Here is a 12,290-nt window from a genome sequence, read left to right as displayed (position 1 = left end):
GAACGAATTTTAGTTCCATGAAAGTCGCTATCCGAAATCAGCCTTTCGGCGGAAACGGGTCGTTCCCGTAGCTGTTGGATTCCGAAATTTTGCCGTCCCGGTTGTGAATCTTGTGCTCCGTTTCTCTTTTCTTGGCTTCTTCACGGCCTCTTGCCTGCGCTTCTTCTTTCGTATCGTGATGGCTGATTTTCTCCCCGTCGCGCTGATTGTCCCAGCCGCCTTCGGGATTCGGCGTCGTATGTACGGAAGCCGGTTCATGTTTGGACATTGGGATCCCTCCTGTTTTTTTATGATCTACTTACCCTAACTTCCGGGTTGTTACTCACCGGGCGCCCAAACAAACAAAACCTGGAGACCACGCCCGGAAAAACAATAGGCTGAAAATTGCGGAAGCCTTTCCGTTTCGGCATAAATCCGGACCAAGCAAGCATTACACCGGTCGGTCAACGGATAAAATCAAGCACCGGGTCCAGCGACTGTTTTTCTTCCGCTGCGATAAGATCCCCCAACTTCTCCAGCCGTTCCTCAATCGTGAGCAGGGTAAAAAGCTTCGGGCTTACTCCCTGACGGACTTCGTCCCAGGTCAAAGGCGTCGAAACAGTCGCTTCCGCCCTCCCGCGGGGCGTATAGGGCGCCGACAAGCTTTTGCCGGAAGCATGCTGGACGTAATCGATATAGATCTTCTTCCCCCGCTCTTTGATCAGCCTTTCGACCGTGAACAGCCGGGGGTACTTCTCAGCCAGATAGTTTCCGAGAAATTCTCCGACGGACCGGAGCTGATCGAACGTATAGCCTCCGCGGATCGGAACGAAAATCTGAACCCCCGTCGCACCCGACGTTTTCGGCACCGAGCGTACGCCCATCCCTTGGAGCGTTTCGCCGATAATCGCGACGGCTTCCATGAGCCTCGGCTCGTCTTCGAAGCTCGGATCGATATCCAGCACCCATTCCGCGGGTTCTTCTCCCCCGATGTATTCGAACGAAGGATGAAATTCCAGTGCGGCCAGATTACCGAGCCAAAGCAGCGTGGACAAAGATTCCAGGTGGATATAATTAACGCCTCCGTAAGACGCGGTTTTCACGAATTCCGGCAGCTTGGAGGGCGCGTTTTTCTGATAAAAAAACTTCCCCCCGATCCCGTCCGGATAACGGATCGTGGTCAGGTACCGGTCCCGGCAGTATGGAAGCAGGTACGGAGACAGCGCGATCAGCTTCTGCAGGTACACCACCTTCGTAATGCCCGCTTCGGGCCAAAGGAGCTTCTGCGGGTTCGATACCGTGATTTCGTTTCCGTCGACCGTAACGACTCCCGATTCGCTTGAACTTGGACTCATAACGTCATCCCTCCCAGCGCAAGCAGTTTAGGATGCCGCAGCAGGCCGCTTTCGGTCACCTCGCGTCCCGTAACAAGAATCGTCAGCGGCTGTTCCAGCCACAGCACTTCGGCGCTTCGCAGTCCTTCGGGCGTCCCCATGAAATAATCTTCGATAATCCGCCCGGTCTTGAGGCCACGGAGCTCGCGCTTTACCCGCTCGTTCAGCCCGGACGAGACGCGGCCGAAATAACGGCCTTCGCGGCTCATCACGAGACTGGCCACCCGGCCTTCCTTGATCAGAATGCCGACGGCCTGTACCTCGTGCCGGACGGCCCTTTTGCGCTTGAACCAGTCTTTGTGCTCTTTGCCCTCGCGGTAGGGACTCCCGGCACGCTTGGCAATGACGCCTTCCCATTCGTTATCGGTCACCCACTCCCACAGCGTCTCGGCGTCCGCGTACAGATCGGTCCGGTAAAGTGGCGGCTTCCAGCCGGCCGCAAGCTCCTCCAACCGCCTGAAGCGCTCCTCGAAAGCAAGGCCGCGAAGATCTTCTTCCCCGATTTGCAGCACATCGAAGAGCATGTAGTGAACGGGTTCGCAGGCGACCGCACGCCGGATCAAGCCCGGATCGGTCAATTTGTCCCGCTGCTGCATTTTCTGAAAGCTGGGCCGTCCGGTAGCGGGGTCCAGAATAACGGCTTCGCCGTCGAGCACGAAGGTCCCATTCAACTGCCCCAGGGATTCGATCAAGTCGGGATAGTTCCGGTTTTTCGATAACATCTTTTTGGAGAAAAGCTCCACTTTTCCGTTATCCACAAAAGCAAGAATCCGGAATCCGTCCCATTTAAGCTGGTAGATCCATTCATCGCCTTCAGGCAGCGTATTCGTGAGGATGGGCGACATCGGCAGAAACGGCTGCATAAATCAGCTCCCCGTCTTCTTGGACGAAGACTTGGAACGGCTTTTCGGCTTGCCTTTGGCGGCCGTTTTGGGAGCGGTCTCGGCCTTGCTCCTTCCTCCTGAATCGGTTCGTCCGGCTGTTCCGGAGGCCTTTTTCTTCTCGGTTCCAGCCGCTCCCTGCTTATCTTTCATCTGCTTCAGGCTCGCTTGCAGAGCGTCCATCAGGTCGATGACGTTCGATTTTTTCTCCTCCGGGGCCACTTTGACTTCCTTGCCCTCTACTTTATCTTCGATCGCGTCCATCAGACGTTCGCGGTATTCGTCTTCATATTTGCCGGGATCGAATTCCCCGGTGAGCTGCTCGATCAGCATTTTGGCCATTTCCAGTTCACGCTCATCGGCTTCGGCCTCTTCCGGCAAATTTGGAATCTGCTCCTTGGGCCGGATTTCTTCGGCATACCACATCGTCACCATGGAGAGTACTCCGTCGATGACGCGGATTGCGGCCAGACTGCTTTTGGAACGGATCGTGACGTTGGCGATTCCGATTTTCTCCGTTTCTTCCAGTGCGGAAACAAGCAGATTGTAAGCGTGGGTTCCCGATTCGTCGGGCGCCAGGTAATACGTTTTCTGGAAATAGATCGGGTCGATTTCTTCCAGTTGGACAAAATCGAGAATCCGGATTTCGCGGGATTTCTCCGAAGCGAGCCCTTCCAGCTCCTTTTTATCGAACGTGACGAAATGGCCCGGTTCATATTCGTAGCCTTTGACGATCTCGCTCCAGTTCACATCGCTCTCGCATTTCGGGCAGGTCCGGGTGTAATGGATAGGCACATTGTATTCTTTGTGCAGCATTTTCATCGGAATGTCGTTGTCCTTTGTAGCCGTGTACATTTTAACCGGTACGTTGACAAGACCGAAGCTGATGGCGCCCTTCCAGATCGTTTGCATGTGTCAATCCCCTCCGTTTCGCTTAAAGAAGCGTATGTGTTGTACTTAACCGAGAGCCGGGGGGGATCAATCAAAGAGCCGGACGGAAAAAACAGGATGAGGTCATAGACCCCATCCTGCGCGCAAAAGGAATTATTCGTTCAATCTGCCCATCACGAGCGTGCTGTAATAGGTGCCGTCCGAAAGGCGTTTATCCTTTTTCAGAACCCCTTCGATCTCAAAACCGAGCTTCCGATAAAGCTTAACGGCTTTCTCATTCGTTTCCAGTACAGTCAGCGTCATTTTCGTCATTCCGTTGGAATCGGCCCAGTCGATGGAGGTCTTCAGCAGATTTTTCCCGATTCCGTGCCCCCAAACATCTCTCAGCACCCCGACTCCGAATTCGACTTTATGAGAGAACCGGATCAGATCATTGCCTTGGCATCTGGAAAAGGCGACGATGCGGTCCTCTACGGCCGCGACTAAAAACAAGTTTCTCGGGCTCTCCGAATCCGCTTGAACCAGCTGCTCGAAGCCCCGCGCGTCGATAAACGCTTCCCCTTGTTCCCGGTCCATATTTTCGGTTTCTCCGTCGATTTGCACTCTTAACCGGGATAACTGCTCCGCATCTTTTGCGGCTGCAGATCGGATCGTATACGATAATCCGTTCACGTAAAATGGCTGTTCGCCGATAATCATGGCAGTCTCCAATCCTCCTGTTTTTTTGCAAAAAATTTGCGATTAAACCAGTTTATCACAGGTCTTAGACGTAAGGCGACGGTTCAGCCGGATATTTTTAGTGAGCGGCCGGCAAAATTCCTGTACCATGAAACGAAAGAAAGGTTCCCGCGAGATTATGGACGATATACTCGATGCTTTACTTCAGGAGGGATCAACGATGAAAAAAGCCGTATTCCTGGACCGCGACGGGGTCCTGAACGAGGTGATGACCGGCAGGGTGCGCCACGTGAACAAACCGTCCGATCTGCATCTGCCGCCCGGCGTGCCGGAAGCCGTCAAAGGCTTGAAGGAGGCCGGTTTTCTCGTATGCATCGTCACGAATCAAGGCGGGATCGGACTCGGATTTATGACGGAGAAGACGCTTCTGGACATTCACCGGCGTCTGAAAAAGCTGCTGGCCGCAAAGGACGCGGTCATCGACGATATCGCCTACTGCCCGCACCGGCCGGCCGCAGGCTGCCGCTGCCGCAAGCCGAAGCCCGGCATGCTGCTCGACCTGGCCCGCAAGCATGGCATCGATTTGGCGCGGAGCTACATGATCGGCGACAGCGAGACCGACATCGGGGCGGGCCGGGCGGCCGGAACCCGCACGATCCGGATCGGCGGCGGGGAGTCTGCCGAAGCGCTCACCGCCGGTCCGGACGGAGCGGATTTTGCGGCTTCCTCTCTGCTGGAAGCCGCAGTAATTATTGTGCGGCAGGAGGCGGAGGCGGACGCCGGAAAGGGGCGGCGCAGCGGCTAGGCGAGCATAATCCGCCCGCGCTTGGGCTCGCGCATAAGCGTATCCGTCAGCCGCAGAAAATCCATCGAAGCCTGCAGATCGTCCATTTTGGGCCGAATCCGGTAGGCTTCCCCGGTCAGCAGGTTGTAGGCTTCGATCTGCCCCGGCAGCCTGCCGAAAGCCTTGTAGGCGAAAACGAGCGACAACTGAAGGTAGGCCTTCACGACGCACCAGTCCTCGTCAAGATAGTACCGCTTCAGCGTATAGGAGCCGTTCGCCCATTCGCCTACATGCAGGTGCATGACCAGCTCCAGGTCAAGCTCTTCGACCTGTACGGAGAGCGTCTCGAAGAGGAACAACGGGGGGTCCGTCTTCTCTTCCTGAAACAGGGCGAGAATCAAATATTTCGCCAGATTCTTCTTCATCCGCAAATAATCTTCCATCACAAGCCCCGACTCCTCCGGACCGGTCAAGTACATTTCCAGCCTTTCCAGGATAATGTCCGCGGTCCGCCGGGAAGCGTCGATGCCGTAGAACTCGCGGATGATCCGGTCGGCCGAAGCTCTCGCGCTCTCGCGCCACGGCTCGCTCTCCTGACAGTTCCCGCCGGAATAGAAGCAGCCGGGGCAGCGGATAAACTGCTCCAGCCGCCCGTCCTCCATCCGGCCTGCCGCTGCCGCGCCGCTCACAGGGCCCCCTGGAGGCGGAGTACCGCCTGCCGTCCGAATTCTCTGCACGCTTCGCGTTCGGGAGCCGACGGGCAGAGCTCGATTTTCAGCCCTTCCTGCATCGAGCAGCCGAGGGATTGAAGCTTCTCCGTCAATAAATCCACGGCCGCTCCGTACTGGGCGTAGCTCGAATCGCAGGAGCCGAATACCGCTCCGATTTTACCGGGCAGCCGCAGCTCATCCATCTCTTCGTAAAAATCCAGAAACTCGTCCGGCAGCTCTCCGTCTCCCCATGTGTAAGCTCCGAGCACGATGCCGTCGTAGGCTTCCAGTTCAGCGGCACGGGCGTCCAGAATATCCTTGACCGTCACCGTTCCGCCGGCCTGTTTGATTCCTTCCACCACGGCGTCCGCCATTTCTTCCGTATTGCCCGTTAAACTTGCGTACACGACTATAAATGTGCTCATCCGTCACACGTCCCTCCATCTATGTAAATTGATTATGACTGGTCTCATTTCATTGATAATGATTATCATTTTCATAATAAGTATAGAGGGTCTCCGCTCTGTTTTCAATCCCTAATTGAAAATTATTCTCAACGAAAAACAAAAAGAACCGCAGCTTCTCTGCGGTTCTTCGCTTTCCATCTATCTCGTGCCTCTATTCTACTTCACCTTTCCGCAACACGTTAAAACTCCGCCTGCCGCTTCCGGACCGCATAGCTCAAACAGTCCGTTTTCATAATGACGGGCGTTTCGCCCCGGTTGATTTCGATATCCAGCGGCTTATGGGACACATCAAGTTCCTCCCAGCCGGAATATGCCTGCCGGAGTTTTTCGAGCGCCTGTTCTTTCGTCAAAATCAGCTCAATCAGCGTTTCGCGTCCCTCGCCGGTTTCCGCAATCACTTCTCTTATATTCGTGTTCATGAGGATGAAGTTGATGCCTCCGTCTTTGGTTCCTGCCGCAAGTCCTGCCAGCACCTTATCCAGGGCGGCTTCGGAACGGACATGCTCAAGGCTGGAGGCCGCGAGGATATAATCGAACGTGTTCCCGGGCACCTCGTATTCGCTGATGTCCGCTTGCCCGGTTTCGATAAGCTCCCGAACACCGTATTCCTCGCTGTTTGCCTCAAGCTGCTCCAGCGCTTTGTCCAGCAGATCCACGCAGACGACTTTGCCGCCTGCCGGGCCAAGCTTCCGGGCCAGCGGAATGGAATTCCGTCCGACACCGCATCCCAGATCAAGCACCTGCAAAGGCTTCCCGTCCCGGAGCTTCTCCAAATACCCCAAAACCCGCTCATCCGGCTCTTCCAGCCAGCTGTCCTTCTCGTACAAATCGTGCTCTTCAAAATACTGCTCGTGATATGCCTTCTCCTCACGCCGGATACGCTGTAAACGTGCCAAATTCATGCTCATCATCCTTCCGCTGCTTTTTCGCTACCCATGCTTACCCCAAAAAATGCCGGGTTGAAGCGTCTAACGGGCGAAACGTAAAGACTGCGGCTTCGTCCGGCTGCCAGTCCGGGACCTAGTGTCCTCTATTGCGCGAGTTTTCTCGCCCGAAGCGCCCGGACAACAGCCGCGAACTTAAGCAGACCGGTACAAATCAGCAAGATTGCCATAAAATACAACACGTGGGACAGTCCCGGCAGGAAAACCATCAAAACCGGCCAAGGCGCATGAAGCAGCTTGGGCAGCATCAGAATGCCGGCCGGGAGCAGCAGGTGAACCCCCGCAATTCCGGCTGCACTGAGCGCGATGCGGCCAGCCGTCGGCTTCACGCGTTTTTTCCTCCGGAACAGGCCGTAAAAACTGCGGACGGCAAGCGCAAGCACGACGACCATCGCCAGATCGGCAAGCGCATACGTCCGGTTATAGTTCGGAAGGTCATCGACAGGAGCGTCTTCCCCCTGCAAAATGCCGTATATCCCCATTACGATCTGATCGTACGAGACGAGATAATCCATCGTGTTAAGAAGCAGAATTATGCCCGTGTCGCCATGAAGTACCATAAACGAATACGTGTTTTCGGTCGCTCCGTCATGAAAGAGAATCCCGTTTTTGACCGTCCATCCCATCGCGTAGGAAGCACCGCCACCCATGGAAGCTTCCGGTTTGTGCAGCGCCGCGTTGCTATTTTCACTCCAGACCGATTTCTCCTTGTAACGGCCCCCGTTCATCTGCGCGCTGAGGTAGTGGGTCATATCTTCCGCGGTGGAAATCAGATAACCGGAAGGCACCGTGCCGGTATGCGCAAGCTGCCGGGTCGGAGTTTTGAAGCCGAAAACCGACTGGTACCCCGTCGCCAGGTCCGCCCCGCCCGCCTCAGGAGGTGAACCGAAACTGCTTTTCATTTCGAGAGGTTCGAAAAGATTGTTTTTTACATAAGCTGTGTAAGACGTTCCGGATACTTTCTCCACCAGGCCGCCCAATACGTTATAGTTCAAGTTGGAGTATTCGAAACTCGTTCCGGGATCACGGACAAGCGAAATTTTACCCAGACGGCCGATGTGGGCTCCGATTGTGGAATCCCCGTGCGTCAGAGCGGCCACACCGTCGTATTTCGAGAATCCGCTCGTCTGGTAAAGCAGATCCTTGACCCGTATCCGGTCGGACCGCTCCGGGTCCGCCGTCTTGAACTCCGGTAAATAGCGGCGCACCGGCGCCTCCAGATCGATCTTTCCCTGCTCCGCAAGCTGCATCACGGCCGCTGCCGTTATCGATTTGCTTGTCGATCCCAGTACAAATGCGGTCTGCGGGGTCGCTTTTGTACCGTCCGGACCGCTTGTGCCGTAGCCCTGAAGATAGAGCGTATCGCTCCCCTTCACGATGCCGAGCGCGGCTCCGGGAATATGCAGCCGGCTCATGACCGCTTCCATGTAAGCGTCGATCCTTGCGGTATCCGCCTTACCGGAAACGCTCCCCGCCGCTTCGGCGGCCGGCACCGCAATCAAAAGAGCTGCGGCGGCTGCAAGCAGGATCCGCCCCCCTATTCCCGAGCGCGCCTTCCGGGTCCTTGCAAGTTTGATGGTAGCTCCTAGGTTCATCTTCATCCAGTCTCCTCCGGGATCATCATTTCCGTTGATAGGATCAGTTTAAGGCGATAAGGAGAAGAGACCCATCGATTTCCCTTGCAAACACGCGTTTCCGGCTTACAAAATCGTCACCTGAGTCGTGCCTTTCATTTCATCAGAACTCCCTTAAAAATCAAAAAAGCCGCCAGTTATCCTGACGGCTTAAAACAAGTTTGATTTATTTAAGTAAAGATGGTAAAATAAAAAACCGCTGTCAATACTAGTAATTAAACGTATTGAGCGCTTTTATCTGTTATTATCGTATCACCTTAGCGCAGCTTTGTCAACTTTTTTTGCACAGCCGCTTATGCGGGTTGTTTCTTTCACGTTTAAGGAGGGGTTTTCTTGTCGGTTTCCAAAGAAGAATGGCAGCACGAACAGCAAAGGGTCGATCTCGTCAGAAGCAAGCTCAGGCAGCAGCTTGATAAAATCGAACCCGATGTCGGGCAGCTCAAATCGCAGGTTGTCGATATCCGTAAACATTTTTGGGATGAAGTGACCGTCAATCTGGCTCATGACGACGATGTCCTGGATACGTACCTCAGCTTGAGGCAGCAGGCCGAAGTTTTATCCGAGAGAGAGAGAACCCACCGGCAGCTCAAGAAGCTGGCCGACCGGATGAAACGTCTTCTGCCCTCCCCTTATTTCGGGCGGATTGATTTTAATGAAGACGGCGTGAGCCGGACCGAGCGGGTATACGTCGGCGTGTCTTCTTTTCTCGATGAGGACGGCGAAACCTTCCTCGTCTACGATTGGCGGACGCCCATCGCCAGTCTTTACTACGATTACGCGCCCGGCCCGGGCGAATACAACACGCCCGGAGGACTTGTCGGAGGCGAAATCGAACTCAAGCGCCAGTTTATTATCCGCGACGGTCGTATCCATTTCCTTTTCGACACGGGCATGATGATCGGCGACGAACTGCTCCAGCAGGTGCTCAGCAAAGGAGCAGGCTCTCAGATGAAGACGATTGTCGCCACCATCCAGAAGGAGCAGAACCGCATTATCCGCAACGACAGCTCCCGGATGCTTATCGTTCAAGGCGCGGCCGGCAGCGGCAAAACGTCCGCGGCACTCCAGCGGGTCGCCTATCTGCTGTACAAACACCGGAACACCTTAACCGCAGACCAGATGGTGCTGTTTTCGCCCAATCCGCTTTTCAACAGCTACGTTTCGACCGTTCTGCCCGAGCTTGGCGAGGAAAATATGCAGCAGACAACGTTTCAGGATTATCTGCATCATCGGCTCGGCAGACGGTTCGACATCGAAGACCCGTTCGATCAGATCGAATACGTGCTGGCGGACGAAGAGACTCCGGGGTATGCCGCAAGAGTGAGCGGAATCCGCTACAAGGCTTCCTCCCGCTTCCTGCACGTTATTCACGCTTATAAAGATCAGCTTCTGAAGGAGCATATGCTGTTCAAAGACATCGTTTTCCGGGATAAGGCAATCCTGTCCCGTCAAGCCTTATCGGACCGCTTCTACGGCTATGATGCTTCTATCCGTCTGGCCAACCGCATCGAGCTTATGAAGGAGTGGCTGCTGGAGGAGCTTGCGGCGTACCAGGAGCTGGAGATGCAGGAGGACTGGGTCCGCGACGAGCTCGATTTCCTCGACAAAGAGGCGTATCAGCGGGCCTACAATCAACTGCGCAAACGGCGGGGACGCTCCGAAAGCTTCGACGATGCGGACGTGGAAGAGCAGCTTCTGCGGAAAATGATTGTCCGGGAGCATTTTAAGCCCCTTCGGACACGGGTTAAAAGGCTCCGCTTCGTCGATGTTCCCGGCCTGTACCGGCAGCTGTACGAGAACAAGCCGCTGTTTCAGTCCCTTCACCGGGCGGTTGCGGCGGCGGATGCCGCGGTTACCGGGGAGATGGCAGATGACCGGGACGGACTACCGGCCCTGTGGGATGAAATTTGCACGTACACGCTCGACCGGATGAACCGGGGCGATCTGCCGTACGAAGACGCGACACCGTTCCTGTACCTGCAGGAACTGGTCGAAGGCTTCCGTACCAACACGATCGTCCGGCACGTCCTGATCGACGAAGCCCAGGACTATTCCCCTTTTCAGTTCGAATTTCTGAAAAGGCTCTTCCCGCGCTGCCGCATGACCGTGCTCGGCGATTTCAACCAGGCCGTGTTCGCCCAGGCGACCACGCTGGAAGGAAGCACGCCCGTTGCGGAGTTGTACGGTCCCGGCGAGACGGAGCAAATCGTGCTGCACCGCAGCTACCGGTCGACAAGGGAAATTGTCGAGTTTACGCGCGGCATGCTGAAGGACGGCGCTCTGATCGAGCCGTTCGACCGGGAAGGCGGCAAGCCCGCCGTTTTCACGGGCACGGACGCGGGCATGGACGCGCTCGTCCGCCGGATGACGGCGGAAATCAAGGCGCTCCAGGCGGAAGGCAGCGCGTCCATCGGCGTCATCTGCAAAACCGCCGCGGAAAGCGAGCACGCCTTCGAAGCGTTGAGCGGCCTGGATGGGCTCCGCCTCATCCGCAAGGATACGCCTTCGTTCGAGAAAGGCGTCATGGTCATCCCCGCGTATCTCGCCAAGGGGGTCGAATTCGACGCGGTGCTCATCTACGACGCCTCCGCCGCCGTCTACAGCCGCGAAAGCGAGCGGAAGCTGTTCTACACGGCTTGTACGAGGGCCATGCACAAGCTCCAGCTCTACTCCGCGGGAACGGTGACTCCGTTCGTAGCGGCGCTGGATCCGGCCGTTTATACCGTAGTGACCGTGGAATAACGCTCTCGTCACCAAGTCGCGGACCGGTCCGGGGAGCTGCCCGCCCGGCTTGTTTGAGAGTGGCATTCGCTCTGTGATACAGTAAGGAAGAGAGATTTCTCCTTCCCTCACTTTTCTTACACAGGCGGTGTATGTTAACCATGCTCAGTACCCCTATCGGGCGTTTGCGCGTGATCGGCATTCTCGAGGGAGTTTCCTTCCTCCTGCTGCTGCTTATCGCCATGCCGCTCAAGCATTTCGCGGACATCCCTCAACCCGTTACGGTTGTCGGAGGCTTGCACGGACTGCTGTTCGTCCTTTTCCTGCTCGCCGTCGCACACGTCACATTCGTTCACCGCTGGTCGATCCTCAAAGTGTTGATCGCCATCCTGGCCTCCTTCCTGCCGTTCGGCACTTTCGTGCTGGACGCCCGTTTAAAGAAGGACGGCTGGTCCTGACCCGTAAAAAAACGTACGAGAAACGAAAAACCTGCCAAGGCATGCCTTGGCAGGTTTTTCTATGGGGAGGAGCTTCCGTCGGGCGGATTCCGGCGGAAGTTGCCCGCAAGCAGGAGCAGAAAAGAAAAGGAGACGATCGCCGCCGTCCAGCACCAGGCGAGCGTATAGTCGCCCGAATCGACTGCGGTGTAAATGGCCGTCGGAACCGTCTGGGTCCGTCCCGGGATATTTCCCGCGATCATGATCGTGGCCCCGAATTCCCCCAGCGCCCGGGCAAAACCGAGCACAAAAGCGGTCACGAGCGCCGGTCTGGCAAGCGGCAGCGTAACCCGGAACAGAACCTGCCACTCGCCGGCTCCCATAGACCGCGCGGCTCCTTCCAAGTCCAGGTCGATCGTCTGGAAGCCCGTTTTGGCCGACTGGTAGACAAGCGGAAAAGCAACGACCGTCGCCGCGATGACCCCCGCTCCCCAGGAGAATACGACCGGCTGGTCCCAGAGCCATTCCGCCAGACGGCCGATCCAGCTTCTCCGGCCTAAGGCGAGCAGAAGCAGAAAACCGATTACGGTGGGCGGCAGGACAAGAGGCAGCATAAAGACCGTTTCCAGCAAGGTCCTCCCCCTGAAAGGGCGTTTATTTACGAGCCTGGCCGCCAGTATGCCGAGTACGAAGGCGAGAACTCCCGACAGCAGCGCGATTTTCAGCGACAGCCAGACCGGAGAGAGGAACGTTTCCATGTTCACCGGCAT

At 56.1% G+C, this 12,290-nt stretch carries 13 protein-coding genes; 3 read left to right on the top strand and 10 right to left on the bottom strand.

All coding sequences use genetic code 11. The features are described from left to right. Positions 1-37: 37 nt before the first annotated feature. The 5 genes from AC58P5_RS17510 to AC58P5_RS17490 all read right to left on the bottom strand — a co-directional run bounded on the left by AC58P5_RS17510 (position 38) and on the right by AC58P5_RS17490 (position 3,844). Positions 38-268, bottom strand: coding sequence for a DUF2188 domain-containing protein (locus AC58P5_RS17510; RefSeq protein WP_497388671.1), 231 nt, complete (start codon positions 266-268; stop codon positions 38-40). Between the two features lie 175 nt (positions 269-443). Next, on the bottom strand, positions 444-1,334 hold the full coding sequence (gene ligD / locus AC58P5_RS17505; RefSeq protein ID WP_497388669.1) for a non-homologous end-joining DNA ligase: 891 nt from the start codon (positions 1,332-1,334) through the stop codon (positions 444-446). Continuing rightward, positions 1,331-2,236: an ATP-dependent DNA ligase gene (locus AC58P5_RS17500; protein WP_497388667.1), complete on the bottom strand. Its 906-nt coding sequence runs from the start codon at positions 2,234-2,236 to the stop codon at positions 1,331-1,333. The genes ligD and AC58P5_RS17500 overlap by 4 nt, the downstream gene beginning before the upstream one ends. 3 nt (positions 2,237-2,239) lie before the next feature. After that, positions 2,240-3,166, bottom strand: coding sequence for a non-homologous end joining protein Ku (ku, locus tag AC58P5_RS17495; protein WP_497388665.1), 927 nt, complete (start codon positions 3,164-3,166; stop codon positions 2,240-2,242). A 132-nt stretch (positions 3,167-3,298) separates the two neighbouring features. Then, positions 3,299-3,844 (bottom strand): GNAT family N-acetyltransferase, encoded by a 546-nt coding sequence (locus tag AC58P5_RS17490; protein WP_497388663.1) that lies wholly within the window; start codon positions 3,842-3,844, stop codon positions 3,299-3,301. Positions 3,845-3,971: 127 nt separating this feature from the next. On the opposite strand from AC58P5_RS17490, the gene AC58P5_RS17485 reads away from it, so the two are divergent. Further along, complete coding sequence (locus tag AC58P5_RS17485) at positions 3,972-4,628, top strand: D-glycero-alpha-D-manno-heptose-1,7-bisphosphate 7-phosphatase (protein WP_497388661.1); 657 nt, start codon at positions 3,972-3,974, stop codon at positions 4,626-4,628. Here AC58P5_RS17485 and AC58P5_RS17480 read toward each other — a convergent pair. The 4 genes from AC58P5_RS17480 to AC58P5_RS17465 all read right to left on the bottom strand — a co-directional run bounded on the left by AC58P5_RS17480 (position 4,625) and on the right by AC58P5_RS17465 (position 8,329). Continuing rightward, positions 4,625-5,296, bottom strand: coding sequence for a hypothetical protein (locus tag AC58P5_RS17480; RefSeq protein ID WP_497388659.1), 672 nt, complete (start codon positions 5,294-5,296; stop codon positions 4,625-4,627). The genes AC58P5_RS17485 and AC58P5_RS17480 overlap by 4 nt on opposite strands. Next, positions 5,293-5,742, bottom strand: coding sequence for a flavodoxin (locus AC58P5_RS17475; protein ID WP_497388657.1), 450 nt, complete (start codon positions 5,740-5,742; stop codon positions 5,293-5,295). The genes AC58P5_RS17480 and AC58P5_RS17475 overlap by 4 nt, the downstream gene beginning before the upstream one ends. A gap of 221 nt (positions 5,743-5,963) precedes the next feature. Further along, on the bottom strand, positions 5,964-6,686 hold the full coding sequence (locus tag AC58P5_RS17470; protein ID WP_497388655.1) for a class I SAM-dependent methyltransferase: 723 nt from the start codon (positions 6,684-6,686) through the stop codon (positions 5,964-5,966). A 128-nt stretch (positions 6,687-6,814) separates the two neighbouring features. Then, a complete protein-coding gene (locus AC58P5_RS17465; RefSeq protein WP_497388653.1) occupies positions 6,815-8,329 on the bottom strand; it encodes a serine hydrolase domain-containing protein in 1,515 nt (504 codons plus the stop codon). A 366-nt stretch (positions 8,330-8,695) separates the two neighbouring features. Between AC58P5_RS17465 and helD the strand changes: the two genes are divergently transcribed. Next, on the top strand, positions 8,696-11,104 hold the full coding sequence (gene helD / locus AC58P5_RS17460; protein WP_497388651.1) for an RNA polymerase recycling motor HelD: 2,409 nt from the start codon (positions 8,696-8,698) through the stop codon (positions 11,102-11,104). A 140-nt stretch (positions 11,105-11,244) separates the two neighbouring features. Continuing rightward, positions 11,245-11,541, top strand: a complete 297-nt coding sequence (locus tag AC58P5_RS17455) for a DUF3817 domain-containing protein (protein WP_497388649.1) — start codon at positions 11,245-11,247, stop codon at positions 11,539-11,541. 59 nt (positions 11,542-11,600) lie between these two features. Here AC58P5_RS17455 and modB read toward each other — a convergent pair whose 3' ends face one another. Next, complete coding sequence (gene modB, locus AC58P5_RS17450) at positions 11,601-12,290, bottom strand: molybdate ABC transporter permease subunit (protein WP_497388647.1); 690 nt, start codon at positions 12,288-12,290, stop codon at positions 11,601-11,603.

The organism is Paenibacillus sp. JT31N7, from assembly GCF_059692095.1.
Note: the sequence above shows the minus strand (reverse complement) of the source record. Positions and strands in the feature narration are given on the sequence as shown.